The 25497-nt window shown below is 40.6% G+C and carries 28 protein-coding genes and 1 riboswitch; of the genes, 20 read left to right on the top strand and 8 right to left on the bottom strand.

Going from position 1 to position 25497, the window contains the following annotated elements; translation table 11 throughout:
• Positions 1-48: 48 nt before the first annotated feature.
• Complete coding sequence (locus tag PBF_RS17645) at positions 49-546, top strand: GNAT family N-acetyltransferase (RefSeq protein WP_035331487.1); 498 nt, start codon at positions 49-51, stop codon at positions 544-546.
• On the opposite strand, the gene PBF_RS17650 is transcribed toward PBF_RS17645, so the two are convergent.
• Both PBF_RS17650 and PBF_RS17655 read right to left on the bottom strand, forming a co-directional pair.
• On the bottom strand, positions 543-1040 hold the full coding sequence (locus PBF_RS17650; RefSeq protein ID WP_035331488.1) for an Hsp20/alpha crystallin family protein: 498 nt from the start codon (positions 1038-1040) through the stop codon (positions 543-545). The genes PBF_RS17645 and PBF_RS17650 overlap by 4 nt on opposite strands.
• 13 nt (positions 1041-1053) lie before the next feature.
• Positions 1054-1536 carry an Hsp20/alpha crystallin family protein gene (locus PBF_RS17655; RefSeq protein ID WP_035331489.1) on the bottom strand — a complete coding sequence of 161 codons (483 nt, stop codon included), beginning with the start codon at positions 1534-1536 and terminating at the stop codon, positions 1054-1056.
• Between the two features lie 225 nt (positions 1537-1761).
• Here PBF_RS17655 and PBF_RS17660 point away from each other — a divergent pair, with 225 nt between their 5' ends.
• Positions 1762-2535, top strand: a complete 774-nt coding sequence (locus tag PBF_RS17660; protein ID WP_035331495.1) for an SDR family oxidoreductase — start codon at positions 1762-1764, stop codon at positions 2533-2535.
• 43 nt (positions 2536-2578) lie between these two features.
• On the opposite strand, the gene PBF_RS17665 is transcribed toward PBF_RS17660, so the two are convergent.
• Positions 2579-3946: an MATE family efflux transporter gene (locus tag PBF_RS17665; RefSeq protein ID WP_035331497.1), complete on the bottom strand. Its 1368-nt coding sequence runs from the start codon at positions 3944-3946 to the stop codon at positions 2579-2581.
• A 223-nt stretch (positions 3947-4169) separates the two neighbouring features.
• On the opposite strand from PBF_RS17665, the gene PBF_RS26575 reads away from it, so the two are divergent.
• Positions 4170-4328 carry a hypothetical protein gene (locus PBF_RS26575; protein ID WP_200870063.1) on the top strand — a complete coding sequence of 53 codons (159 nt, stop codon included), beginning with the start codon at positions 4170-4172 and terminating at the stop codon, positions 4326-4328.
• Positions 4329-4455: 127 nt separating this feature from the next.
• Positions 4456-5814: an IS1182 family transposase gene (locus tag PBF_RS17670; RefSeq protein ID WP_035331499.1), complete on the top strand. Its 1359-nt coding sequence runs from the start codon at positions 4456-4458 to the stop codon at positions 5812-5814.
• Positions 5815-6049: 235 nt separating this feature from the next.
• Here PBF_RS17670 and PBF_RS17675 read toward each other — a convergent pair whose 3' ends face one another.
• From PBF_RS17675 to PBF_RS17690, 4 genes are all read right to left on the bottom strand, one after another.
• Positions 6050-6610: a GNAT family N-acetyltransferase gene (locus PBF_RS17675; RefSeq protein WP_035331501.1), complete on the bottom strand. Its 561-nt coding sequence runs from the start codon at positions 6608-6610 to the stop codon at positions 6050-6052.
• A 313-nt stretch (positions 6611-6923) separates the two neighbouring features.
• On the bottom strand, positions 6924-8045 hold the full coding sequence (locus tag PBF_RS17680; RefSeq protein WP_035331503.1) for an amidohydrolase: 1122 nt from the start codon (positions 8043-8045) through the stop codon (positions 6924-6926).
• Between the two features lie 139 nt (positions 8046-8184).
• Positions 8185-8769, bottom strand: a complete 585-nt coding sequence (locus PBF_RS17685; RefSeq protein ID WP_035331505.1) for a DedA family protein — start codon at positions 8767-8769, stop codon at positions 8185-8187.
• A 23-nt stretch (positions 8770-8792) separates the two neighbouring features.
• Positions 8793-9572 (bottom strand): undecaprenyl-diphosphate phosphatase, encoded by a 780-nt coding sequence (locus PBF_RS17690; RefSeq protein WP_035331594.1) that lies wholly within the window; start codon positions 9570-9572, stop codon positions 8793-8795.
• Between the two features lie 226 nt (positions 9573-9798).
• Between PBF_RS17690 and PBF_RS17695 the strand changes: the two genes are divergently transcribed.
• The 10 genes from PBF_RS17695 (at position 9799) to PBF_RS17735 (ending at position 17404) form a co-directional block, all read left to right on the top strand.
• The gene (locus tag PBF_RS17695; protein WP_035331596.1) at positions 9799-10137 is read left to right on the top strand and encodes a DUF4870 domain-containing protein; all 339 of its coding nucleotides are present in this window, start codon (positions 9799-9801) and stop codon (positions 10135-10137) included.
• 132 nt (positions 10138-10269) lie between these two features.
• Positions 10270-11232, top strand: coding sequence for a helix-turn-helix transcriptional regulator (locus PBF_RS17700; RefSeq protein ID WP_235192288.1), 963 nt, complete (start codon positions 10270-10272; stop codon positions 11230-11232).
• A 131-nt stretch (positions 11233-11363) separates the two neighbouring features.
• On the top strand, positions 11364-11561 hold the full coding sequence (locus tag PBF_RS17705) for a PLDc N-terminal domain-containing protein (protein WP_035331509.1): 198 nt from the start codon (positions 11364-11366) through the stop codon (positions 11559-11561).
• Positions 11562-11563: 2 nt separating this feature from the next.
• A complete protein-coding gene (locus PBF_RS17710; RefSeq protein WP_035331511.1) occupies positions 11564-12469 on the top strand; it encodes an ABC transporter ATP-binding protein in 906 nt (301 codons plus the stop codon).
• A complete protein-coding gene (locus PBF_RS17715) occupies positions 12466-13242 on the top strand; it encodes an ABC transporter permease (protein WP_035331514.1) in 777 nt (258 codons plus the stop codon). The genes PBF_RS17710 and PBF_RS17715 overlap by 4 nt, the downstream gene beginning before the upstream one ends.
• A 93-nt stretch (positions 13243-13335) precedes the next feature.
• Complete coding sequence (locus PBF_RS17720; protein ID WP_035331517.1) at positions 13336-14181, top strand: patatin-like phospholipase family protein; 846 nt, start codon at positions 13336-13338, stop codon at positions 14179-14181.
• A gap of 269 nt (positions 14182-14450) precedes the next feature.
• Positions 14451-14660 (top strand): hypothetical protein, encoded by a 210-nt coding sequence (locus tag PBF_RS26850; protein WP_235192289.1) that lies wholly within the window; start codon positions 14451-14453, stop codon positions 14658-14660.
• A 111-nt stretch (positions 14661-14771) separates the two neighbouring features.
• Positions 14772-15791 carry a S8 family serine peptidase gene (locus tag PBF_RS17725; protein WP_235192290.1) on the top strand — a complete coding sequence of 340 codons (1020 nt, stop codon included), beginning with the start codon at positions 14772-14774 and terminating at the stop codon, positions 15789-15791.
• 163 nt (positions 15792-15954) lie between these two features.
• Positions 15955-16740 carry a hypothetical protein gene (locus PBF_RS17730; protein WP_035331520.1) on the top strand — a complete coding sequence of 262 codons (786 nt, stop codon included), beginning with the start codon at positions 15955-15957 and terminating at the stop codon, positions 16738-16740.
• An 88-nt stretch (positions 16741-16828) separates the two neighbouring features.
• Positions 16829-17404 carry a TlpA disulfide reductase family protein gene (locus tag PBF_RS17735; protein ID WP_035331523.1) on the top strand — a complete coding sequence of 192 codons (576 nt, stop codon included), beginning with the start codon at positions 16829-16831 and terminating at the stop codon, positions 17402-17404.
• Positions 17405-17422: 18 nt separating this feature from the next.
• On the opposite strand, the gene PBF_RS17740 is transcribed toward PBF_RS17735, so the two are convergent.
• Positions 17423-18244, bottom strand: a complete 822-nt coding sequence (locus PBF_RS17740) for an EcsC family protein (RefSeq protein WP_035331525.1) — start codon at positions 18242-18244, stop codon at positions 17423-17425.
• Positions 18245-18376: 132 nt separating this feature from the next.
• Positions 18377-18539, top strand: a riboswitch (FMN riboswitch).
• A gap of 143 nt (positions 18540-18682) precedes the next feature.
• On the opposite strand from PBF_RS17740, the gene ribD reads away from it, so the two are divergent.
• From ribD to PBF_RS17770, 6 genes are all read left to right on the top strand, one after another.
• Positions 18683-19780, top strand: a complete 1098-nt coding sequence (gene ribD, locus PBF_RS17745) for a bifunctional diaminohydroxyphosphoribosylaminopyrimidine deaminase/5-amino-6-(5-phosphoribosylamino)uracil reductase RibD (RefSeq protein ID WP_035331528.1) — start codon at positions 18683-18685, stop codon at positions 19778-19780.
• Positions 19780-20436: a riboflavin synthase gene (gene ribE, locus PBF_RS17750; RefSeq protein WP_035331530.1), complete on the top strand. Its 657-nt coding sequence runs from the start codon at positions 19780-19782 to the stop codon at positions 20434-20436. The genes ribD and ribE overlap by 1 nt, the downstream gene beginning before the upstream one ends.
• 25 nt (positions 20437-20461) lie before the next feature.
• Entirely contained in the window at positions 20462-21655 is a 1194-nt protein-coding gene (locus tag PBF_RS17755) for a bifunctional 3,4-dihydroxy-2-butanone-4-phosphate synthase/GTP cyclohydrolase II (protein WP_035331534.1), read from the top strand.
• Between the two features lie 14 nt (positions 21656-21669).
• Entirely contained in the window at positions 21670-22146 is a 477-nt protein-coding gene (ribH, locus tag PBF_RS17760; protein WP_035331537.1) for a 6,7-dimethyl-8-ribityllumazine synthase, read from the top strand.
• 282 nt (positions 22147-22428) lie between these two features.
• A complete protein-coding gene (locus PBF_RS17765) occupies positions 22429-23727 on the top strand; it encodes an NCS2 family permease (protein WP_035331540.1) in 1299 nt (432 codons plus the stop codon).
• A gap of 451 nt (positions 23728-24178) precedes the next feature.
• Positions 24179-25423 carry an EAL and HDOD domain-containing protein gene (locus PBF_RS17770; RefSeq protein WP_035331543.1) on the top strand — a complete coding sequence of 415 codons (1245 nt, stop codon included), beginning with the start codon at positions 24179-24181 and terminating at the stop codon, positions 25421-25423.
• Positions 25424-25497 lie beyond the last annotated feature (74 nt).

Consider the following 25497-nt stretch of genomic DNA (forward strand, 5'->3'; position numbering starts at 1 on the left):
GGAACATTAGTAACAGCTGCTAAAAATGAAAAACAACAGGTGATATAAATGGAAATTAGAAAAGGGAAAAAAGATGATTTGAAGGAAATAATGGAGATTGTCCAGAAGACTGTCAGCATTATGGAATCTGAGGAGAATGATCAATGGAACCGGACTTATCCTCAGGAACCGGATTTTTTAGCTGATGTGGAAGCAGGCAGTTTGTATACAGCCATCTATGAAGGAAATGTCGCAGGTTCCATTACTGTCGATCAAAACCAGGCGGAGGAATATAAAAATGCCTCATGGAGAAAAGATGAGCCATGCTTTGTATTTCACCGTCTGGCCGTAGATCCTGAGATTAGAGGCGAGGGGATTGCAAGCAGATTAATTGCATTTGCTGAAGATCACGCAATGAAGAACGGGATACCGTATATGAGAACAGATACATACTCATTGAATAAAAAGGCTCAAGGTTTATTTGAGAAAAATGGATATGTTAAAGCAGGTACCATCTTCATGGACCGGGAAAACCCTTTTTATTGCTATGATAAGCTGCTTGATTAAAGCTGCTCTTCATTCTTTACAAAAATGGGTATTTTTTCTTCCTCTTCGAATAAGATGGGAAGAGAAATGGAAAGTATCCCATTTTCAAATGATGATTTTATCGAATTTTTATCAACAGGTATAGGGAGGGTCAGAACTTTTTCAAAAGCTCTGCTATGTCTTTCTTTCAGAAAATAGCGCAAGTCCTGCTGAAATGCTGAACATTTTCCTTTAATAATTAGTTCATTTTGTACAAGAGATACTTTAATATCCTTTTTGCTTATACCGGGGAGCTCTGCTTCAATTTTAATATTGCCATTGTTCTCATACATGTCACAGCGCGGAAAAATTTCCTGATTTGACAAAAAACGATTGATTTTTTCCTGCTCCAGGCCTGAAAAAGAAAGTTTCTTATTATGATTGGAATCCCCAGTTGAAATAAGTGTTGCCCAGAAATCCTGATCCTGATATTGTGCAGTCATTTTGATTAAATCTTTCCATTTTTCCAATTCCATAAGGAGACCCCCTTTATAATATTTCCGTTACATCTATTTCTGAATATTGCATATCGATATTTTTAGGTATTTTTATCTCCATATAGCCCTCTTTGCAGCTGGCGGAGGATCCTTTTTTTCTGACAATAGCAGGGAGGGTTATGATATGTTTATCGTCTTTATCGGGAATATGTTCGATAATCATTTGGTTGGAGGTGTGATAAAGCTTCATTTCTTTTAACCAGTCCTCGTTTTTTATTGGAAATCTCACAAAAACATAATCATGGGTTTCGAAGACAGATGAATTAAGTGGTGCAGAATTTGACTGTTGATTAGTTCCGGGGGCTGCAGGATTAAAGCCTCTCATAAATTCCGGTGCTCCAGTCATTCCCTGCATATTCTGAGGAAACATTTGCCCCATGATATTTTTAATATATTTATCAATTTCCTCCGGTTTCATTTGGCTGGGGGGATTCTTCATATCTTTATTAAACGGAAAAAGATTCCAGGGGAACATCCTTCTCATCCTTTCCTTGCTAAACTGCCGCAGCGGCTGATGATTCAATACTAATCCATATATTCTATGCAGGTATGCGCCTATCTGTTAATAATGGATTCTTTTGCTGGTCCAGAACTGCTGCATCTTGGAAGAAAGCTTCTTATTATTTGCATTAATACACTGTAATTACTACTATATTGGTATCGATGTATATAAAATAATTAAATACTGAGGGGTAATTTTGTGAGAAATAAAGCTGCTTTAATCACGGGAGGGGCAACAGGGATCGGGAAAAGAACGGCGAACATACTTGCCGCTAAAGGCATCGATCTGGTGATCAATTACCGTAGCAGTCAAGAGGAAGCTGTCTCATTGTGCAGGGAACTGACCGAAAAATTCGGCACTAAAAATATTGCATTGCAGGGAGATATTTCTTTACCGGGGGACTGTATAAAGATGTCCGAAAAAGCTCTTAATGATTTTCAAGTCATCGATATAGTCATTCATAATGCCGGTCCTTATGTGCACGAAAGAAAAGAGATGTTGGATTATTCTTTTGAACAATGGAATTACCTTATTAATGGCAACTTAAATGCGGTCTTTTATTTATCCAAGTTGTTTATCCCGAAAATGAGGGAAAATGGATGGGGAAGAATTATAACAATTGGCTTTGATCGTGTAGAATCAGCATCTGGCTGGATATACCGTTCTGCATTCGCGGCTGCAAAAACTGGCGCAGCATCTTTAACGAAATCCATTGCACTTGAAGAGGCCGGTAACGGAATTACCGCAAATATGGTTTGTCCGGGAGATATTATCGGTGAATGGAAGGAAAAAAATATCGAAGAAGCTGTGAAGGTTCAGGATCATGCATCACCAGTCGGAAGGCCGGGTACAGGTGAAGATATTGCCCGTGTAATCAGCTTTTTGACCGATGAAAGATCCGACTTTATTACTGGCAGCATAATCCCGGTTACAGGAGGAAAAGATGTCCTGGGGAAAATTTATCAGGAATGAAAGCGAAAGGCAGAAGAACCGGATTCTTCTGCCTTTTTAATATTTACTTCGAAGCCATATATGCCGGGTATTTTCTGTTTTGCAGATAAATCAGCCGGCTTGTTAAAGTAATGGCGCCGGCTGCAAGTCCTGTAATTAAGCCGATCCAATAGCCATATGCTCCCCAATCCGTATGATTGGCCAGGTAATAGCCAAACGGCAGCCCGATGATCCAATAAGAAATAAGGGACATAATGAAGGTGACATTCACGTCCTTATATCCGCGCAGCGCTCCCTGGACGGGTGCCTGAATGGCATCTGAAAGCTGAAAGAACATGGCATAAATTAAAAAAGCGGCTGTTAATTGTAATACATGGTCGTCTTTTGTATAAATTGATGCCACTTCTTTTGGGAAAGCCAAAAGAACGGCTGCACAAATTAATGCCATAAATACAGCAATACCGACACCAATCCAGCTGTACTCTTTAGCATCCCTGAATCTCTTAGCCCCCGCTTCAAAGCCCACAACGATTGTTAATGCCATTGAAATGCTTAGGGGGATCATATAAAGAAGTGATGCGAAATTGAGGGCAATCTGATGAGCTGCGATTACGGCTGTTTCAAATGTGCTCATTAATAAAGTAACTGCTGAAAAGATGCTGGTTTCGAAAAAAATCGATAAGCCGATTGGAATTCCGATAAGAAGGATTTCTTTCCATTTGCCGATAGAAACAGCATGCATTCTTCTGAAAATTCCATAGTTCGAGAACGGGGAATTTTTATGAATAATAATAATCGAAATAACCATGATCAGCCAGTAAGTAATAGATGAAGCATAGCCTGCACCTGCTCCGCCCAGTTCCGGAAAACCCAATTTGCCATATATAAGTATATAATTAAAAAAAGCATTGATTGGCAGTGTTAGAAGGGTGATGATCATACTGACTCTGGTCTTACCAAGAGCATCAATAAACGACCTTAATACATTGTAGACAAACAGGGGAATCAACCCTGTGCTTAAGGCTGCAAGGTAGTTGAAAGCTGTATCCTGGACCCTGTTTTCGAGATTCATTCCGCTTAAGATTGGATTTAAGGAGAGGGCTCCTCCAGCAAATACAACGATGGCCATAATAATGGACAGATAAACACCCTGAATGACAGAAAAAGCAACTTCCTCACTCTGTATCCCTGCTCCCACGAGGTGGGATACAATCGGGGTAACAGCAAGGAGTATTCCGCTGAGCCCGGTGAATACAGGAACCCAAAGAGAAGATCCAATCGCTACACCTGCCAGGTCCTGTGAATTATAGCGGCCGGTCATTAAAGTATCAATAAATGTCATGGAGTACATCGCCAGCTGGGTTATTAGGATTGGAACTAAAATTACCAGCAGCTGATGCAGTTTTTGTTTTTTGCTGTATGTCTGATTCATGAATTTTTCCTCTTTCTATAAAGTGACTAGAGAATTATATCATACTAAAGAGAAGCCGGCTCATAGCAGTTCTTTTATAATCAGTTATGGTAATCCGCTAAAATAAAATGTTTCAATTATGTGAACTTTTGCATAATGGGAATAAAAATCCTTCGATCGGCGAGTATAGATAGTAGAAATAGAAGCACCCATATCCAGGACTCGACTTGAAGGAGGCAGAAGGATGAGCTTCAATATAAATAGGATTAATCCAAATCAGACTCAAGTTTCATTTGTGGACGGGCGTTTTGAAACACTTACAAATGAAGAGCTGGAAGAATTGCTGTCCCAGTACGGGATACGAGAAAAAACAGATGAACCGGAATCCAATATTATCAATTGAAAGAATATAAAAAGCACTTGCCTCTATGCAAGTGCTTCAGACTGTCGACAAACTCGGTGAAAATCGTGCTTGTCTGCAGTCTTTTTTGTTTTAAAATAGAAGTAATACAATGCTTGAGGTGATTTTAATGCTTTCAAAACATAATCCAATTCAACGGGATCAAATTGAAATGGTTGCTTTAGACGAACTTGTACCAGCGGACCATTTGGTTCGCAAAATTGAGGCAGCGATTAATTTCTCATTCATCTATGACTTGGTAAAAGATAAGTATTCAGAAAAAGGGCGCCCAAGTATTGACCCTGTGATATTAATTAAACTCACATTTATTCAATATACCTTCGGTATTCGCTCCATGCGTCAAACAATTGAAGAATTGAAAACGAATATGGCTTATCGATGGTTTTTAGGATATGGCTTTCACGATAAAGTTCCTCACTTCTCAACTTTCGGTAAAAATTATGAGCGCCGATTTAAAGACACTGATCTCTTTGAACAAATATTTTACCGAATCTTAAAAACCGCAGCTGAAAAGAATTTAATTAGTGCTGAACACGTTTTTGTAGATTCTACGCATGTAAAAGCGAGTGCAAACAAACGCAAATTTGAAAAGAAAGTGGTTCGAAAAGAAACCCGTGCCTATCAAGAACGCCTTCAAGACGAGATTAACCAAGACCGTGAGGATCATGGAAAAAAGCCGTTTCCACCAGATAAGTTTGATAAGGAAGAATACAAAGAAATTAAGGAAAGTACAACAGATCCAGAGAGTGGCTACTATGTAAAAGATGAGCGTACAAAACAGTTCGCTTATTCTTTCCATGCGGCTGCAGACCGCAACGGCTTCGTGTTAGGTGCAATTGTAACCCCTGGTAACACGCATGATAGTCATATTTTAGAGCCATTGGTAGAACAAGTCATTGAGAAAGTTAGTAAACCAGTAGCTGTTGCGGCAGACGCTGCCTATAAAACACCTGCTATCACGAGCTACTTATTGAAAAACGACATCACACCTGCTTTACCTTACACGCGACCTCGCACAAAAGAGGGTTTCTTCAGAAAACATGAGTATGTTTATGATGAGCACTTTGACTGTTACATTTGCCCAACTGGTGAGATATTAAAATATACAACGACTACAAAGGAAGGGTATCGTCAATATAAATCAGATCCTCGAATTTGTGCTGAATGCTCTTTCTTGTCTCAATGCACACAGAGTCAAGCACATCAAAAACTGGTTCAACGCCATGTGTGGGAGGAACACGTGGAAGAAGCAGATCATCTTCGCCACCATCAAGACGTCAAACCGATCTATGAAAAACGCAAAGAAACAATTGAACGAGTATTCGCAGATGCAAAAGAAAAGCATGGCATGCGTTGGACAACCCTCAGGGGACTTAAAAAAATGTCGATGCAGGCGATGCTTACTTTCGCTGCCATGAATTTGAAGAAAATGGCCAACTGGACTTGGCAAGGTCCAGAAATGGCCTAAATGATAACCTCGGAGAGGTCTGCAATTCTCTGTTATTGCTTAAGGTCCCACAAAAAATCAAAAAAGGGTTCGGAATGAGACTATTCCGAACCCTTTTTGTCTACAAACTGAAGCACTTGCCTCTATGCAAGTGCTTTGCGTTTTTATTATTTATAGAGTATATTTCTTTGTACTTCAAGAGCTGTCTAGCGCAAGCAGCCTACCTCCTCGAGGTGCCGGGGCTTCCGCTTTTCTTTTAAGCCTCCAGTAATTGGGACGATTCTTGGACTGCTGCTCCATGACGCATTACATGAAGAGTATATAGATCTTTTGGGATCTCGTATAAATTGTAAATATCTCCATTAGCATTCAGTTGATCATATACAGACTTTCTCGTTTCATTTGCAAGAATGACATAAGGAAGCTTTTCTGCAGCTTTTTGCGAGCGGATATTTTCCTTGCGGATCCGCATAAAAATGGTTTCAATGCCTGTTTCAAAAAAGAGCTCCTCAAAGAAAGCATCTTTTGCTAATTTGTTATACCCCTTGCCATGATAGGGCTTGCCAAGCCATGTACCTAAGAAGCCGGCATTATCCTGGATGTCATACAAATTGATCGTCCCAATCGGAGCGCCCCATTCATCAAGAATTGTGCGTGAAATCAATTCACCGCGTTCTTCTGCTTCGATTGTCTGCTTTGTAATAAACATAAACTCATCATAACAATTGGCTTTTTGGCGAACAAAAGGGAAGACATCAGGGTGCGTCATTAAATCAAATAAAGCATGGCAGTCGTGAAGATCACGTTTCTTGAGCATAGGATATCCCTCCAATTGAGGGCAGTCCTACTCCATGCCAAATAGAGCCTTCGGTCCACCCTCGAAATTTTTTATTATGCTGCTAAAAAATTTCGGGGTGGGAATCGAACCCACTAGAACCAGATAACTGGTGGCGCACCATTTGCCTTCCCTATTACTATCGTTTCCGATATTTGATTGTCTGTCATGTAGGAAGCAAAATTACACTTCACTTTAGGTATAATACTAAAAAAATTTCAAAAAGGAAATAGGTTTTTTGATTATTTTTTTTGCGATTTTATGTCAAATATCACCAGCAATATTCGACGCCGTTCTAAGACTCCCTAAACACAAAATCTCCGCCTATCATTGTCCATTTTGGCTTGGAAAGAAAGTGAAATGGATGATGATTCCATAGAACTAAATCAGCATCCTTTCCTTCCTCGATGCTTCCAAGCTGATGATCGATTCTGAGGTTTCTTGCCGGTAAAATGGTAATTCCTTCTAAGGCTTTTTGCTCGGAAAGGCCTTCCCGGACTGCAATAGCTGCACACATATTCAAATATTGCACAGGTGTGTATGGATGATCTGTAGTGATGGAGACTTCCACTCCATGCTCTGTCAGCTGCTGATACGTTTTCCAGGTTTTATTTTTCAGTTCCACTTTCGATCTTCTTGTTAGAGTCGGCCCCACTGATACCTTTAAATTTAAGCCTTCCAATTCGTCTGCAATTAGATGGCCTTCTGTGCAATGTTCGATTCGAAGATCGAGATTGAATTCCTCTGCAAAGCGGATGGCCGAAATAATATCATCTGCCCTGTGTGCATGTATTCTGACGGGAATTTCTCTTTTGAGCGCTCTGACAAGCGGTGCAAATCTTAGAGAGTCGGGATTATCGCACTGTAAAGCCTCATAAAAAGCTTCCCTCAGCATTCCCATAATCCCCATTCTTGTAATGGAATCCTTGTTGCCATGACTATGAATCCGTTTTGGATTTTCACCAAGGGCAATTTTAAGGCCGGCTGTTTCCTGGATAATCATCTTGCTGATGTTTTTCCCAAATGTCTTGATAACAGAGGTTGTTCCTCCAATTACATTGGCGCTTCCCGGCATGATGTGGGCAGTTGTTATGCCATATTTCACTGCATCAGAAAAGGCGGGATCAAGAGGGTATACACCATCCATCGCTCTAATATGCGGGCTTAAGGGTTCAATTGTTTCGTTGGCATCATTGCCTGCCCATCCTGTGCCTTCATCATAAAGACCCAGATGAGTATGGACATCTATGAAGCCCGGAAGCAGGTGGTGGCTATGGCAGTCTATAATTTTTACATTTGAATCAGACCTTAAGTTCTTGCCTATCTTTAGTATTTTTCCGTTTTCTACTATAACATCCCCATGGAAGGTGGGAGAAGTGACAGGGTAAATGATTGCATTTTTTAATAAAATTTTCATCTGTATCGTCCTTTGATTCTAAGTATTTGCTTTATTTTACAAAAATGAAAAGAAAGTGTGAAGAGTTTTCTCAGCAACGATCTCTCAAATAAAAAAAAGTGTAAAATTGGAATTCTACACTTTTGGTAAATTTGCTATGTTAACTTTTCCTCTTCATATAAAACAAATAAATAGCGCCGGAGACCAAAGCAATAACTATGATCGGCAAGATAAATGGTTTTGCATATTCTTTGATGTCTCTCCAGTGATCACCAAGCTCCATCCCCAATAGAAGAAAGAGAACCGTCCAAGGCACCATAGCTGCCAGTGTGTAAACAGTAAAGACCGATAAAGGCATCCTGGCTATTCCGGCTGGTATTGAAATGGCATGCCGTATTACAGGTATAAATCTGGCCGTGAAAATTACTCCAGTCCCATACTTTTCGAACCATTGCTCTGATGCATCCAAATGCTTTTTTTGAATCAGAAGATATTTTCCATATTTGTCAAGAACAGGCCTTCCTCCATATGCGCCCAGCCAGTAAAGAAACAGCTGGGCAAGTGTTCCGCCTGCAATCCCTGCAAGGAGGGCTCCTATAAAATGGATTTTTCCGGTGCTGACTAAAAAGCCGCCATAGCTCAGGACAATTTCGCTTGGGATCACTTCAGCCATTAACCCAAGTGCAATGCCGACATAACCCAGCTGGGAGAGTAATTCAAAAATGCCGGCAATTATCTCTTCCATTCTGATACCTCCCCATCTGAAAATTAAAAAGTCCCGGTCATTTGAAGGAATATAATGATGAACCCTAATATCCAAACGTATACAGCAAATATCTTCAAGGATTTTCGTTTTAGAAAATTTATCATCCATACGACTGCTGCATAACCGAAAATCGCTGATGACAATGTTGCCATTAACATGCTGCCTAGGGTTATGGCTTCTGTGTGACCGGACATTAATTCGCCAAACTGCATGACAATGCCGCCAGCGATGGCAGGAATGGATAACAGAAATGAAAAATAGGCAGCTGTTTCCCTGTCAAGCTTCCTGAAGAGGCCTGCTGCAATGGTTAAGCCAGACCTTGAGACTGCCGGAAAAATGGCAGCAGCCTGAAAGGAGCCGATAAACAAGGCATCTCCGTACGTGATACTGTCCATTTTTTTTGCTCCTTTTTTAACACCATCAGCAATCCAGAGTATAAACCCTGTAAATAGAAATTCCCAGCCGATTGTAACACCGGATTTCGAAATTGAATCGAACATGTCACTCAGCAGGAGTCCCACGATTACGGCTGGAATCGTCCCGACTATCAGAAGCATCGATAACTTGCCGAAGGGCTTCTTAATAATTTGAAGCAATTCATTTTTGTATACGACCAGGACTGCCAGTAAAGTTCCTATGTGCAGCATTGTATCAAGGAAGAGGCCTGCTTCATCAAGGCCAAATAGATGTCTCCCCAAATATAAATGTCCAGTACTGGAAATAGGCAGGAACTCGGTAAGCCCCTGGATGATTCCCAGAATGAAAGCTTCCAGCTTTGACATCATCTGTTTATCACCTTCCTAGGCAGGTATAAGAATAGGCAAAGGTATATGCGCAATGCCTGTCTTTAACATGTGTATTCAAGTTGTCCCAATCGAGAACAGGAAATTAAGGCTGCAGGGGGGATATAAAAAAATATAAAAATACATGAAACCTTTTACAGTGAATATCGTAAATAATATAAAAGAAACATCATTTATATTTGAGGTTGACTTAGGAGGAAACAGGATGAATGATTATAAAATGCCTTCCAATGATGAAAGGCTTATAGCAGCAGCAATCTATGTTACCAGCTTTTTTACCGCTTTTGTCGGACCGCTGATCATTTGGCTATTGAAAAAGAATGACTCGGAGTTTGTAGATTACCATGGAAAGGAATATTTAAATTTTTTAATTTCCTATTCGATCTACAGCGCAATCAGCGTAGTGCTAATGATCATATTAATTGGGGTCCTTACGATTTGGATCGTGGGAATCCTTGCTTTTATCTTTACGATAGTAGCTGCAGTCAAAGCATATGAAGGCAAGGAATACCGAATACCTTTAGTTTTCAGGATTTTAAAGTGATGAACAGAGTCCAGGGCTAGTTGCCGCTGGGCTTTTTTTAATGGATAATTAACTCTGCGGAGCTTTAGGTTATAAAGTACACGGGGTGATGTAATGAATAGACTTGATAACAAACAAAGGATGCTCAAACTTATGGAAATTCTGAGAGAGCAGACCGATGAAGAAAATGAATATACACTGGACGATATAACTGAATGCTTTAAAAAGGAATATGGACCGGATGTGAAATTAAACAAAAATTCATTGAGAGACGATATTGAACATCTGATTGAAGCAAAATTTGATATTACCATTAACCAGGAAAAAGAGGGAATGCCAAAGTTCTACAGCCATCAATACCGTCTATTCGAGCTTTATGAATTGCGCATGCTGATTGATGCTGTTGCTTCTGCACGCTTCATCACCAAAGATGAGACTAAACAGCTGATACGGAAAATTAAAAAGCTGACAAGCATTCATCATGCCAAAAAGCTGCATAATGAAATTTTGATCGATTCCTCTGTGAAAAGTGAAAGTAAACTGGTTCGGCTGGCTATCAATGATTTGCATGAAGCCATCTCCGAGCGGAGAATCGTCACATTTCAATACGGAAGATATAATCTCAATAAGGAATTTATATTAAGCCATAATGGGGGGCAATACAGGGTCAAGCCGCTGGCGCTCACATGGGTAAATGACTTTTATTATTTAATAGCCTACTATTTTGCGAAAGAAGAAATCCGCCATTATCGGATTGACCGTCTCCGCAATGTTAACATAACGGAAGAACAATTCGCTTATGAACCCTTTGATGTATCCAAGTATGTGAGTTCAACCTTTCATATGTATGCCGGATCTGAAGAGTGGATAAAAATTCGATTTCACAACGATTTGATCAACGTGATAATTGATAAATTTGGACGGGATGCAGACATAAGAAAACTCGATGAGAACCATTTCGTTTTATCAGCAAAAGCTATTGTGAGTGATGGACTTGTCAAATGGCTCCTCAACTGGGGTAATCAGGCCAAAGTGCTTTCACCATCCTCACTCATTGATCAGGTAACAAACGAAATTAAAAATATGATGGCAGTGTATGAAAAAGAGATGGATTAACCTTAGCAATCAAACTATAGACACTCCAATATTGGGGTGTCTTTTCATTAGAAAAATAGTTGAAATCCCTTTGAACGATTTTTGTACTTAAACGTCATATGAATGACAGTACAATAAGGGAGGACATCGAAATGGAAATTTTAGAAAGCATTAACTGGGCGATTATTGCACCTATTGTCATCATTCAGCTAATATTAATGGCTGTAGCCATTATTGATCTCGTAAAAATAGAAAAAGCAAATGGTCCGAAATGGGTATGGGCTCTCGTCATATTATTTATTAATCTGCTAGGGCCAATCATTTACTTTATTTTCGGAAGGAGAAGCTGAATATGCCGGTTGTAAGCATAACAAATCTTAAAAAGCGGTTTAAGGATCAGGAGGTCATAAAAGGTCTGGATTTTCAATTATCTGAAGGAAAATGTATTGCTTTGCTGGGAGCAAATGGAGCAGGAAAAACAACTACACTTAAGATGCTTGCCGGCCTGGTGAAGCCAGATTCCGGCACAATCGTGTATGAAGGGGGAGAAAAAGCGGATTTCCGAAGATTAATAGGCTATCTTCCTCAATTCCCTGTTTTTTATGATTGGATGACAGGCAAAGAATTTCTTGAATACGCAGGACAGCTTGCAGGACTTCCCAAAGCAGAAGCAAAAGACAGGGCAGCGGAGCTTCTTGAGCTTACCGGTATATCCGAAGCTAAAAACCGCCGGATTGGAAAATTCTCAGGAGGTATGAAGCAGCGGCTTGGAATTGCTCAGGCAATCATTCACCGTCCCAAGCTTGTCATGCTCGATGAACCAGTTTCAGCCCTTGATCCATTTGGACGCAGAGAAGTGCTGGAGCTGTTAGGCAGGCTGAAAAAAGAAACTGCAATCCTTTTTTCCACCCATATTCTAAACGATGCAGAAGAAATATGTGATGAAATTTTATTCCTGCATGGCGGTGAATTGATTGAATCCGGAACATTGGCAGACCTGAGAACCAGGCATCAGCAGGCTAAGATTGACTTGGTTTTTAAAGTGAATACTGCGGAGTATGCTGAAGAGATATCTCTGCTTCCGCCTGTTTCTTCGATGGAATTGAAGGGAGATAGTGCAAGCTTTTTGGTGGAGGATATTGAGGATGCCAGGAATTTATTTCTAACTGAAATTGCGAAACGGAAATGGCCGCTGCTTAAGTTTGAAATCAGCAGAACCAGCCTTGAGGATGTTTTCATGAAGGTGGTGAAAAAATGAAGCAATGGGTAACTTTATTAAAAAAAGAAATGCTCGAGCTTGCCCGAAACTTCAAATGGATCTGGGTGCCACTAACTTTTATTTTGATAACTGTAAAAGAGCCACTGACCTTATATTATTTGCCTCAAATTATTGATTCACTTGGCGGATTGCCTGAAGGGGCAGTCATCGAGCTTCCTGTTCCTTCAGCAGGTGAAGCACTTGCTGCCAGTCTCAGTCAGTTGAATACGATCGGTGTGCTTATAATTGTTTTAATTGCAATGGGAAGCATTGCCGGTGAAAGAAAAAGCGGTGTTGCAGGACTAATCCTGGTAAAACCCGTATCGTACGCCGGGTTTGTAACAGCTAAGTGGACCAGTTTGATGATGCTCATATGGTTATCATATTTTCTGGGTTACTTCCTCTCCTGGTACTATGTGGGCATATTATTTGAATTTATTCCTTTCGTGGATTTTCTTCAATCCTTCTTTGTTTATGGTATTTGGCTTACCCTTATAATCACTATAGTCATCCTCTTCAATACTTTTATAAAATCGCCTGGAGCGGTTGGATTTTTCACTATTGGCATCATAGTCTTATTAACTCTTTTGAGCACTTCGCTTTCTCATCTGATGGAGTGGAGTCCGGCCCTTCTGTCTGCTTATACAAATACTTTTATCATAGGCGGTAATTTCCCTGATGAATTATTGCCGAGTATCATTGTTTCTGTGATTGCCATTACGATTTCCATGATTGCATCAATTGCAATTTTTAAACGAAGGGAACTTGCCTGATTTCATGCAAGTTCCTTCCTTTTGGGCATATTTGTATATCGGAGGGTGCTATTTTGGTAGTATAGCTTTAAAAGATAGAAAGGAAGATGAAAGGTGATCAGTGATACGGGTCTGGTGCTTGAAGGCGGAGGAATGCGTGGAGTGTATACAGCCGGTGTTCTAGAATATTTTCTTGAACAGGACCTCAGCTTTCCTTATGTTATCGGTGTTTCTGCAGGGGCATGCAATGCCGCTTCTTATTTGTCCAAACAAAAGGGCAGAAACAGAATTGTAAACGTGGATTATGTAACAGATCCGCGATATATCTCATGGCGCAATTTCTTTAAATCGCGTCAGTTTTTCGGAATGGATTTTATTTTTGATGAAATACCGAATAAGCTTGTCCCATATCACTACGAAGAGTTTTATAAAAACCAGTCTGAATTTGTAATTGGAACAACAGATTGCCATACAGGAAAGCCTGTTTATTTCAATAGAAAAGACTATGGGAAAGATATGCTGAAAGTTTTAAAAGCATCCAGTTCCCTGCCTTTTATTGCACCTGAGGTCGATTTTAATAAAAGGGTTCTCCTTGATGGAGGAATCAGCGATCCTATACCAATCAAAAAAGCACAGCAGGATGGATTCAAAAAAAATATAGTAATCCTGACAAGAAACCGGGGCTATTCCAAAAAGCCATCTAAATTTGCTTTTATGGTAAAAAGGAAATATCCGCATTATACCGGGCTGCAAAAAGCATTGGCAGAACGGTACCTGACCTATAACGAGACCCTTCGCTATGTAGAGCAGGAAGAAAAGAAGGGGACAGTTCTTGTTGTCCAGCCGCAGGAGCCATTAACAGTGGGACGGATGGAACGGAATCCTCAAAAATTGGATAAGTTATATCTCCAGGGATATAATGATGCCAGAAAATCATTTGAAAGAATTAATCAATTCTAAACCGTATCTATCAGGATGCGGTTTATTTTTATTAGGATAAAATTATTATCTGTTCGACATTAAGGATTGGAAAGAAAAAAAGATTTTGTTGAAAATAAGCTAATATACCTGTGGTTGTTTAAATCTATGGATTTTAATGTAAAAAATATGAGTTTTAAGTTGTGGATTTTGGTTTTGGGACAGAGGGGTATGTCGAATAAGAAAGATTGCCGGCGTCTTTATTTCGAATATAATGAAAATTAGAAAATATAAGGGGGTCAATATACAAAATGAATATGAAAAAGGGCATCGTAACGGGTGCATTAAGTTTGGCATTATGTGCCTCAGCTGTTTTTACGGGTTCTGCGGGCGTTGGACAAGCCGAAGCGTCTGAAAAAAACTATTTAGTCGTTTTTAAAGATGAGGCAAATCTGCCTGCAGGGTATGCAGATTTAGTGAAAAAGGCTGGAGGGCAAGTAGAGAATAAGCTTAACAAATAAGGAGCTGTTGAAGTTTCTTCAGCTAATCCTAACTTTCTTAATGAAATCAGAAAGTCTTCTCTTGTATCGGCAGCCGGCACTGAAAATCTCATTTATCCCGAAGCTCCTGCGGTGGAAGCAGATCTTCCATTAAATGGTGCGGATTTATATAACAGTCTGCAATGGGACATCAAACAAGTAACAAATGATGGGGCATCATGGAATCTGCCCGGAGGAACTGGAAAGGCCGCTGATGGCAAAGATATTGTTGTGGGGGTAATCGATACAGGTATTGACTATAATCACCCGGATCTAAAGGGAAATTACGCATATGGTAAATCATTTGTTCCCGGTTATCCAGATCCAATGGATGAAAACAGCCATGGAACACATGTTGCGGGATCCATTGCAGCAAAAGGAAGAACGATGGGGGTTGGACCAGACTTGAAGGTAGCGGCTTACCGTGTATTCGGTCCTGAAGGCGGAGCAGCTACTTCCCATATTGCCGAAGCTTTAATGACAGCTGCTGATGATAATGTTGATGTTGTTAATATGTCTCTTGGCGGATATGACTGGTTCCAGAATCCTGAGTATGCAACAAAGGATACTGTAGCAGACGTGCAAATGTTTAACAGAGCCATCAAATATGCAATTCAAAAAGGTGTTACTGTAGTTGGCTCAGCAGGCAATAATGCAGTTGATTTAAAAAGTCCGGGGCAGCTGTCAGGTTCAGATAATGGTGCCACACACAGAAGTCCAAGCAGTCAACTGATGATTAGGGTGTCTGCGGGAGGAGCTTTAAAGAATCTTGCTTTTTATTCCAATTATGGTGTCGGCAAAATTGATGTTATGGCTCCAGGTGGAGACTTGGGACCAAACTATGATCCAAATACTGGAACGGGCAGGGATAATACTTACTTGGCATTAGCAACAATCCCTGGCGGAGGCTATGGCTATAAGGGAGGAACTTCAATGGCTGCTCCGAAAGTAGCGGCACTTGCAGGAGTGATCATTGCAAAACATGGTAAAGACAACATCTCTCCCGCACAAGTTAAGCATATCATTCAAACTTCATCAGAAGATATCTTCAAACCTGGGTATGACGAGCAATCTGGCCACGGGCTGATAAATGCAGTTAATGCGCTAAAATAATTCTATTAATCAGGCTGGCGGAAACTTTCCGTCAGCTTATTTTTATAAGTGAATTTTGCAAAATAAAAAGAGCTCCTGCTAATAAAATACTCTTAGAATTCATTTTTATTGGACCTGATTAATAGAATATAGAGAGAATAAAAATAGCAGGGGAGACTTACTGATGAATATCCAGCACTATTACCTGAAAACAGCTGACATCTCTTTGAATGCAAGCCTAACTGCACTTATGCCGCCATTTTTCTTCCTATTGATATACTTTAACAAATTTCCAGGGAATTTCATTATTATCTTGTTCCCTTTTATTATTTATAGCTTTTTGTGTCATCAAATGTATCTTCTGAATAAACAAAGGGCAGCCGAGGCAGCGGCAAGTAACTTTTATTCTATTGGACAAGCCCCTCTGCCTTTTTTGCAGCAGTCAAGAGTGCTGATCGCTTTTCTGCCGGCCCCTTCTCTCAGAATGGTTATTTTTGATCCCGAAGGAAGGGTGATAGGTGAAATAAGAGATACGAAAATGCGGAAGCTTCGCTGGTTCCTGCCTTATTTTATCGACCGATTCTTTCCAAAAAGGCTGGGGATATATGACTATACTGATAATCTTGAGGCATCAATCATCATCCGTAGAAAGGGAATCGAAGTCTTGTCTTCAGATTTCCACTGCAGGGAAATAATCGAATTTAAAAAGGATGGAAGCACTCTGCTGTTTCAGAATGGAGATATGCAGTATGCCGTTCCTAAAACCTTTTTACACACAGATCTGCAGGTACTAGATGATCAATCTAATAGAATTGCCCGTTTTCGCAAAGGGTGGATGCCGTTTGAGTGTGGTAAGCGCTTTAAGGATCCAAACACACCTGTCCTTTCTTTTAATATTAGTCTGGATGCAAAAGAAAAGCGCAGAATTTATGCCATTTTTGCGGCTCTGTTTCTTTATCGCAATCATTAATACATGTGCACATTTATAGATTCTGGATTCCCCATATAGTATGATAAATTCAGTTTAAGTATAGGGAAATCAGTATAGAGGTGTTGGAATGAAAAAGTTTTTACTGGCAGCTGCAGTTATTGTCCTTTTGCTGTTCATTGTTGACAAGACCATTCTTAAGGAAAAGGGAGTAGTAGAGCAAGCTGGACAAATGCAAAAATACGACAAAATTGAAGACCCTGAGGATTTGCCTATTGGTTTGGAGAAAGGCAGCCTTGCTCCAGATTTTGAACTGACAGATATGGAAGGAAATCCGGTGAAACTCAGTGACTACAGGGGCAAAGCTGTGCTTCTGAATTTTTGGGCAAGCTGGTGTCCTCCATGCCGCGCGGAAATGCCGCATATGGAAAAGCTGTATAAAAAGTACAAAGATAAAAAATTCGATATTCTTGCCGTAAATCTCACAAACACTGAAAAGAATAAAGGAGATGCTGAGAAGTTCGTGAAAGAGCTGGGGCTGACTTTTACAATCCCTATGGACGTAAAAGGCACTGTTGGTGCGGATTATAATATTATGGCCTATCCTACAAGCTATTTTATTGACTCTGATGGAGTTATTAGAGAAAAAGTTTTGGGAGCCTTAAATGAAGAATATATGGAGAAGGAAATCAAAAAGCTTCCATAAACAAACCGGAGAGCCATATTAGCTCTCCGTTTTTATATCTGCAATCATTTCCTGGTGAAGACGATTAACGATTACCCTTTTCCTGTATAGCATTATGCCGGCTTCTGCAATATCATTAACGGCAGAGCGATTTATGAAGGCCCCAAAAAGCAATCCGGCAATAGGGATCATTTGGAATAGCTTTTTCCAGCCTATTTGGTCCCTGTACGAAAATACAACCTCTCTCCAGCCTTGCAGCTCAGAAACGACTTCCCTCTTCGGTCCTTCTTCTTTAGAACCAAACATGGTAAGCTGCTGCAGAATAGCTTTTTTTCCAACAATATCACTGGAAACAAATTGAAGGACTTTGACGATGAACATTCTTTCATTTTTATCTGCGGGATCGAAGCCATAGCAAATCGCAATATCCTGCAGTGTTTTTAACTGAATGCCGAGGAGAAGAGGGATATCAATGGTCAGGGTGAAAATCCCTCCGACTCCAGTTCCCGCACCCTGCAATGCAGCGGTTCTTTTTCGGTTTGAGGTAAGCTTTTCCGCGGCTTCATCCATCTTTACTATGGGCAGGGCTTCTACATCCTGCAAGGTATGGATATTCTGTCCAGGATAATAATTCTTTAACGCTGCTGCTGAACTTAAATATCTTCCTCCTGATTGAATATACGTGCCAAGTTCATCAAGAATCACTCCAACCTTTTTTTGTATGAACTCAGGTGTGAATCTATCAATAAGTTTGAAAGGAAGCCTCCCGAGCTTCTCCCAAAACCACAAATCACCTTGGTCTTTTTCCCATTCTTCGCATTTCTTTAATTCATTTATCAGCTGTTCTTTCGGTTCAATCATTAGTATCGCCCTTTCATTCCTTCTTCTATATTTTAACTATACGGCCGGTTAAAGCAAAAGTTTCAATTCTTTCACAACCAATTCTCTTTGTATATTCCGACTATTCATGGTAAGATTCTTATAATAGAATAGGATTTCCTTCGGGGCAGGGTGAAATTCCCAACCGGCGGTGATGAGGGTACGCCCTCTTAGTCCGTGACCCGGTTTTATTAGCAGAGATAGGTGCTTAATAATAACGGTGGATTTGGTGAAATTCCAAAGCCGACAGTGAAAGTCTGGATGGGAGAAGGAATGAGTATAGTAACGCGTTCAAAATTTCTTTTTTTAAACGCTTATTTCGTCATGTGTTTTTGCCCCGTTTCACCTAGCTGGTGTACGGGGTTTTGCCGTTTCATACTTAATTTGGAGAAATTATAATGAAAGGAGGATTCACATAATTTGAACCACCAGGAATATATGAAGTTAGCGATCAGTCTGGCAGCTGCAGCCAAAGGACAAACAAGTCCTAACCCGCAGGTGGGTGCGGTTGTTGTTAAAAATGGTGAAATTCTGGGGATGGGTGCTCATCTGAAGGCGGGAACTCCCCATGCAGAAGTCCATGCGATTGCTGCGGCTGGCGATGAGGTTAAAGGGGCTGATATTTATGTCACTCTTGAACCGTGCAGCCATTTTGGCAGGACTCCACCATGCGCAGACTTAATTATTAATTCAGGGATTAATAGGGTTTTTATTGCTTCTGCCGATCCAAATCCTCTGGTTTCAGGCAAAGGAATCGAAAGGATGCAGGATGCCGGTATTGACGTGGTGACCGGTCTGTTGAAAAAGGAAGCAGATGCCCTAAACGAACCATTTTTCCATTTTATAAAAACAAAGACACCATACGTAACCATAAAAGCAGCTTCATCGTTTGATGGGAAAACAGCTGCAAAAACCGGTGACAGCAAATGGATTACTTCTCCAGAATCCAGGCAGGATGTACACCGTCTACGGCATGAACATGACGCAATACTTACAGGTGTAAATACGATCATTCACGATAATCCCCTTTTAACCGCCAGGCTGCCCCAAGGCGGAAAAAATCCCATTCGAATTGTTTTAGATACAAATCTCAGAATTCCGGCTGACGCAAATGTCATCCGAGATCAGTCTGTTAAGACCATTATCTTTACCGGCTGCGAAATAGATTCGACAAAAGCAGAGGAAATAAGGAAGTATAATGCAGAAGTTTTTTCTTTTCCTGCTAATGAGGTGCCGATTAAAGAAGTACTAAAAAACTTAGGTGAAAGAAACATCATGACTTTATTTGTTGAAGGCGGATCAGAGGTTCATGCTTCATTAATAAAAAGCGGTTTCTTTCAGCAGATAATCCTTTATATGGCTCCTAAAATTATTGGAGGCAGTGAGGCGATTCCATTTATTGGCGGAGACGGTGCCGACTTTGTAAAAGATGCCCCTGTACTGGAATTCACAGAAATTGAAAGGATTGGCGGCGACCTTAGAATTACCGCAAAACCGCTGAGGGAGGCCAAGGAATAATGTTTACTGGGATTATTGAGGAATTGGGAACAGTAAAAAAAGTAGTTCAGCAAGGCAAGGCCATGAAACTGACGATTCAGGCATCCAAAGTTTTATCAGATGTTCAACTGGGAGACAGCATTTCTGTAAATGGTGTGTGCCTTACGGTTACAGAATATGCGAGAAATGAATTTTCAGCAGATGTCATGCCTGAAACATTTAAAAGCACTTCGCTTTCTGCCATTAAAGAGCGAACAAAAGTCAATCTGGAGAGGGCGATGTCGGCAAATGGCCGATTTGGCGGGCATTTTGTGACAGGGCATGTTGATGGAACAGGTCAAATCATAAAGAAAACAGCGAGTGAAAATGCCATTTATATACAGATATCTGTACCGAGTGCATTAAGCAATTTGCTTATCATGAAAGGATCAATCGCTGTAGATGGGATTTCCCTGACAGTTTTTGGCAATGGAGACAATACTGTTACTGTCTCGATCATTCCGCACACAGCAAGTGAAACGGTACTCGGCTTCAAATCAGTTGGAGATATTGTTAATCTCGAATTCGATATGCTTGCCAAGTATCTCTATTCCTTCATGAACAGGCAGAAGCAGGAGACCACACCGAATAAAGAAGGAATATCAGAAGGATTCCTTAAGGAGAACGGCTTCTTATAATTAGCAAAAGGAGGGGCAATAAACCATGTTCAGTGAAATAAATGAGGCATTGGAAGATTTAAAAGCAGGAAAAGTCATCATTGTCTGTGATGATGAAGACAGGGAAAATGAAGGGGATTTCCTGGCAATAGCGGAATATGCGAAACCGGACACGATCAACTTTATGGCTAAAGAAGGCAGAGGCCTGATTTGTACACCTATCACTGAGGAGCTGGCTGAAAAGCTGGAACTGAATCCAATGGCAGAAGTGAACACTGACAGTCATGGAACAGCTTTCACAATCAGTATTGACCATGTGAAAACCACTACAGGCATCAGCGCATTTGAGCGTGCATTCACGATAAAAGAAATGCTTGAAGAAGACGCTAAACCTGCAGACTTTTCCCGTCCGGGACATGTTTTTCCGCTAGTGGCCAAAAAAGGAGGAGTCCTAAGGCGTGCAGGCCATACAGAGGCTGCGGTCGATCTGGCACGTCTTGCAGGTGCTGAACCCGCCGGAATTATCTGTGAAATTATGAAAGACGATGGAACAATGGCTCGAGTGGATGACCTGGAAAAAGTGGCTGAAAAGTTTAACTTAAAAATGATTACTATTCAGCAATTGATAGAGTATCGCTTAAAACATGACTCCATTGTAAAAAGGGAAGTGGAGATACAGCTTCCAACAGAATTTGGAGATTTTAGAGCGGTAGGCTACACAAACACTGTCGATGGAAAAGACCATGTTGCTCTTGTAAAGGGAGAAATCGATGAAAACGAACCCGTATTGCTTCGTGTTCATTCGGAGTGTCTGACCGGGGATGTATTCGGGTCTAACCGCTGCGACTGCGGGCCGCAGCTTGAAGCAGCATTATCGCAGATTGAAGAGGAAGGCCGGGGAATTCTTTTATACATGAGACAGGAAGGGCGCGGCATCGGCCTGATCAATAAATTAAAAGCCTATAAGCTCCAGGAAGAGGGCTACGATACTGTTGAAGCAAATCATAAGCTCGGATTTAAGGACGATCTCCGCGACTATGGGGTAGGTGCACAAATCCTTAGGGATCTTGGGGTGAAGAAAATGCGCCTTCTAACCAATAATCCCCGCAAAATTGCTGGACTGGGCGGCTACGGGCTGGAGGTATCCGAACGGGTTCCTCTTCAACTGCCTGCCAAATCTGAAAATGAGAATTACTTAAAAACAAAGAAAACGAAACTTGGACACTTATTACAATTTTAAGGGAGCGATTTGAGATGAAAAAGGTAATCGAAGGACATTTAGTAGGAACAGGATTAAAAATGGCAATTGTCGTGTCGCGTTTTAATGAATTCATTACGGGCAAGCTTTTAAGCGGAGCGGAAGATGCACTTAAGCGCCATGGAGTGAGTGAAGAAGACGTGACAGTAGTTTGGGTTCCTGGAGCATTTGAAATCCCGCTTGCAGCTAAAAAGCTATCCCAATCCGGAAAATTTGATGCAGTTATTACACTTGGCACAGTAATCCGCGGAGCAACTCCGCATTTTGATTATGTCAGCGGCGAAGTGGCAAAAGGGGTCTCATCAACAGCATTGCAAAGCGGGGTCCCTGTTATCTTCGGTGTTCTTACAACTGACACGATTGAACAGGCAATTGAGCGTGCAGGCACCAAAGCCGGAAATAAAGGATGGGAAGCGGCTGTTGGAGCTATTGAAATGGGCAATCTGTATAGACAATTATCCGACGCTGAATAATGTCCCGGATTTTTTGCGGGAATGAAAAATAAGCGTATTCTTCCAGGTGCAGTTGTTTGGCCCTGTTGCTATATCTATCAAAAAACGGCGGAGAAATTTCCGCCGTTTTTTTTAGAAATATATGAGCAGACGTCTGACCTTTCTATTGGCAGAATGAATTTTTTTTGATAAACTATTGCTTGTGGCTCACCCGTGCTTTTTAACTTTTCCCTCTTAACTGAGGGTGAAATATGCGGGGAGAGCGGGTAGGGAGAGGGCTAATTGAATAGATAGGTAGTATATATGAATAAGTGGTTTAACCAGCTTTTTCAGCTTGATTCAAATGGAACAACTGTAAAAAGGGAGGTTATGGCTGGGGCAATCGGCTTTTTTACGATTGTTTATATTATCGCAGTTAACTCTCTAATTCTCTCAGAAGCAGGAATACCTTTGGAAGCAGCTATTTTTGCAACCATTATAACGTCTGTGGTTGGCTGTTTGATTATGGGGTTTTGGGCAAATGTACCCATCCTTCTTGTGCCTGGAATGGGAATTAATGCTTTATTCTCCTATACTATGGTCCAGTCCATGGGCTTATCCTGGCAGGAAGCATTGGCTGTTGTTTTTATATCTGGTCTGATCTTTGTATTCGTGGCTTTTTCGCGATTCGCAAAGACATTGAGCGAATCGATTCCTCATTCACTTAAAGAAGCAATAACAGTGGGGCTCGGACTTTTCTTGATGCTGATCGGACTTGAAAAAGGCGGAATCGTTGAAAAAGGGACAAACTCCATTATTGCTATGGGTGAACTTGGAGACCCGCAAGTGCTTGCGACCATCTTAACGTTCCTGCTTGCCATCATTTTATTTATGCGCAATGTGCCAGGCAATTTTTTAATTACTGTTGTGGCAGGAACACTGATTGCATGGGCTTTTGGGCTGATAGATATGCAGAAGACTGATGAAAAGCCGTTCGCACTCTCTGATTATATGGAAGTATTTGGAGCGATGTCATTTGATAACCTGATTTCCGTCACTTTTTGGATTGCCATTTTTTCATTAACAATGGTTCTGGTATTTGAAAATATCGGATTAGTTCACGGTCATGTTGGATTTATAAATAAGCCGGAACAGTTTAAGCGTGCTTTTCAGGCAACTTCAGTTTCTGCATTATTGTCAGGTATTTTTGGGACAAGCCCGACTGTAGCAACGGTTGAAAGTGCAGCGAGTATGGCTGCCGGCGGACGTACAGGATTGACAGCAGTTACAACTGGATTGCTGTTTATGCTATCAGCATTCTTTATTCCTGTTATAAAATTGATTCCCAACAGTGCAATTGCACCTATTCTTATCATTATTGGCGGACTGATGCTTCAAAACATCCGCAACCTTGACTTAAAGGATATGAGTGAAAGCTTTCCGGCTATCTTTATCATTGCTATGATCCCGTTCACGTATAGTATTGCGGACGGCATTGCCATTGGATTTATTCTTTATCCAATCTTAAAAATCTCGATTGGCAAAGCAAGGGAAGTTTCATTTGCTTTATATGTTATAGCTGCTTTGTTTTTATTCAACTTTGTCTTCCATGTGATTAGTTAATATAGTTAATGGGATGTCCTTATATTGGGGCATCCTTTTTCTATTTTTGGGAAATGCAGTTATTCGCAAGGTTTGTTGCTTTATATATATTTGCTGAGTTGATTGGAGCGGAAGGTGCGAGATCCTCGAAAATGCTATCGCATTTTCTTCGTGCGGTGTTTACTCAAGGAAGCATATTCGAAGTCCAGCGGGAGTAGCGGGACAGGTGAGACCCCGCAGACGCGGAGCGTCGAGGAGGCTCACCGCCCGCCCCGCGGAAAGTGAGCAGCCTGGAGCGGAAATCAACGGAAAACATTAATAGCTGAAAAAAATTAAAAAATGAGCCTGCAAAAGAAGGAAAATTTTAAATAAAAATATAAAAATTTCTATTTATTCAACAAGTTTCGACACGCGTAATATCTAATCTGGGTTAAAATAGGTCTATAGTAATAGGTGTTTTCGGAGGTAGGCAATGGAAGTGTTTGTAGCAAGACAGCCGATATTTAACTCAAAGGAAGAAGTGTTCGCTTATGAACTTCTGTATAGAAATAATCAGGTGAATGCCTTCCCCGATATAGATGAAGATCAGGCTACAGCTGAGGTTATCATTAATAGTTTTTTAAATATTGGAATCGATCAGCTATCTGAAGGGAAGCCATGTTTTATAAATTTTACGGAAAAATTGCTTAAGCTAAGGGTGCCTGCCTATTTTAGGCCAAGGGAAATTGTGGTCGAAATCCTTGAAACGGTAGAGCCGAGCGCGGAACTTGTCAGAATATGCAGGGATTTAAAGGGGCTTGGCTATCAGATTGCACTCGATGATTATGTATTCAATGAAACCAATCCCTTTGCAAGGCAATTGCTGAATTATGCAGACATCATTAAGGTGGATTTTCTTAACACCCCAAAAGAGATCCGGGAAAAAATAGAAATGCTTGTAAACCAGCTCAGAATAAAAACAGTTGCTGAAAAGGTTGAGACAAGAGAGGAATACGAGGAAGCGAAAAGGAAGGGATATGATTATTTCCAGGGTTATTTTTTTGCAAAGCCTGTTATTATGTCTACACATGATATACCGGCATATTTTCAATCTTATTATGAGATGATCCAAAACCTGTCAAAAGAGGAGCCCAGTCTTGACCGCATAACCGAATTAATAGAACGTGACATATCACTGTCTTATAAATTGCTTAAACTAATAAACTCACCGGCTTACCGTCCTAAGCAAAAGATAAATTCAATCCGGCAGGCAATAGTTCTGCTTGGACTGATAGAACTTGAAAAGTGGATATATGTATTGGCAGTAAGGCAAAATATCATGGAAAATTCCCAAATGGCTGAAGAGACCATCAGGTTATCTATGACTCGTGCAAAAATGTGTGAGGAAATTGGCAGACTCAGAACCGGAAAAAGTGTTTCATCAAGCTATTTTATGACAGGAATGTTTTCATTAATGGATTCATTGCTTAATATCCCGATGAACCAAATTCTTAATGAGCTTCCCCTGCAGGATAATATTTGTGAAGCCCTCCGCGGAGAAAATAATAATCTTAAAGAGATACTCGATCTTGCTGTTGCAGTAGAGAAAGCACAATGGAGCAGAATCAGTGAAATGTGCGAGACGCTGAAAGTTGATGAAAAAACCATTTTTAAGATCTATTCTGAAGCATTATACTGGTCCAGTCAGCTGTTGAACCCTGAAAAAATTACAAATTGAAGCCGCAAGGATTATAGAATTATATTCTTGGTCTATATAATATATAAAACATTATTGAATAATAGAAGCTTTTA

The organism is Cytobacillus firmus DS1, assembly GCF_000565285.1.
Lineage (GTDB): Bacteria > Bacillota > Bacilli > Bacillales > Cytobacillaceae > Cytobacillus > Cytobacillus firmus_A.

Coding starts and splice junctions, on each gene's coding strand:
- PBF_RS17705 (WP_035331509.1), top strand. CDS start 11,364: ATGGAAATTTTAGAAAGCATTAACTGGGCGATTATTGCACCTATTGTC.
- ribE (WP_035331530.1), top strand. CDS start 19,780: ATGTTTACTGGGATTATTGAGGAATTGGGAACAGTAAAAAAAGTAGTT.
- PBF_RS17735 (WP_035331523.1), top strand. CDS start 16,829: ATGAAAAAGTTTTTACTGGCAGCTGCAGTTATTGTCCTTTTGCTGTTC.
- PBF_RS17755 (WP_035331534.1), top strand. CDS start 20,462: ATGTTCAGTGAAATAAATGAGGCATTGGAAGATTTAAAAGCAGGAAAA.
- PBF_RS17710 (WP_035331511.1), top strand. CDS start 11,564: ATGCCGGTTGTAAGCATAACAAATCTTAAAAAGCGGTTTAAGGATCAG.
- PBF_RS17645 (WP_035331487.1), top strand. CDS start 49: ATGGAAATTAGAAAAGGGAAAAAAGATGATTTGAAGGAAATAATGGAG.
- PBF_RS17680 (WP_035331503.1), bottom strand. CDS start 8,045: ATGAAAATTTTATTAAAAAATGCAATCATTTACCCTGTCACTTCTCCC.
- PBF_RS17670 (WP_035331499.1), top strand. CDS start 4,456: ATGCTTTCAAAACATAATCCAATTCAACGGGATCAAATTGAAATGGTT.
- PBF_RS17650 (WP_035331488.1), bottom strand. CDS start 1,040: ATGGAATTGGAAAAATGGAAAGATTTAATCAAAATGACTGCACAATAT.
- PBF_RS17685 (WP_035331505.1), bottom strand. CDS start 8,769: ATGGAAGAGATAATTGCCGGCATTTTTGAATTACTCTCCCAGCTGGGT.
- PBF_RS17715 (WP_035331514.1), top strand. CDS start 12,466: ATGAAGCAATGGGTAACTTTATTAAAAAAAGAAATGCTCGAGCTTGCC.
- PBF_RS17675 (WP_035331501.1), bottom strand. CDS start 6,610: ATGCTCAAGAAACGTGATCTTCACGACTGCCATGCTTTATTTGATTTA.
- PBF_RS26575 (WP_200870063.1), top strand. CDS start 4,170: ATGAGCTTCAATATAAATAGGATTAATCCAAATCAGACTCAAGTTTCA.
- PBF_RS17665 (WP_035331497.1), bottom strand. CDS start 3,946: ATGAATCAGACATACAGCAAAAAACAAAAACTGCATCAGCTGCTGGTA.
- PBF_RS17700 (WP_235192288.1), top strand. CDS start 10,270: ATGGAAATTCTGAGAGAGCAGACCGATGAAGAAAATGAATATACACTG.
- PBF_RS26850 (WP_235192289.1), top strand. CDS start 14,451: ATGAATATGAAAAAGGGCATCGTAACGGGTGCATTAAGTTTGGCATTA.
- PBF_RS17695 (WP_035331596.1), top strand. CDS start 9,799: ATGAATGATTATAAAATGCCTTCCAATGATGAAAGGCTTATAGCAGCA.
- PBF_RS17740 (WP_035331525.1), bottom strand. CDS start 18,244: ATGATTGAACCGAAAGAACAGCTGATAAATGAATTAAAGAAATGCGAA.
- PBF_RS17730 (WP_035331520.1), top strand. CDS start 15,955: ATGAATATCCAGCACTATTACCTGAAAACAGCTGACATCTCTTTGAAT.
- PBF_RS17770 (WP_035331543.1), top strand. CDS start 24,179: ATGGAAGTGTTTGTAGCAAGACAGCCGATATTTAACTCAAAGGAAGAA.
- PBF_RS17690 (WP_035331594.1), bottom strand. CDS start 9,572: ATGTCAAAGCTGGAAGCTTTCATTCTGGGAATCATCCAGGGGCTTACC.
- ribH (WP_035331537.1), top strand. CDS start 21,670: ATGAAAAAGGTAATCGAAGGACATTTAGTAGGAACAGGATTAAAAATG.
- PBF_RS17655 (WP_035331489.1), bottom strand. CDS start 1,536: ATGTTCCCCTGGAATCTTTTTCCGTTTAATAAAGATATGAAGAATCCC.
- PBF_RS17765 (WP_035331540.1), top strand. CDS start 22,429: ATGAATAAGTGGTTTAACCAGCTTTTTCAGCTTGATTCAAATGGAACA.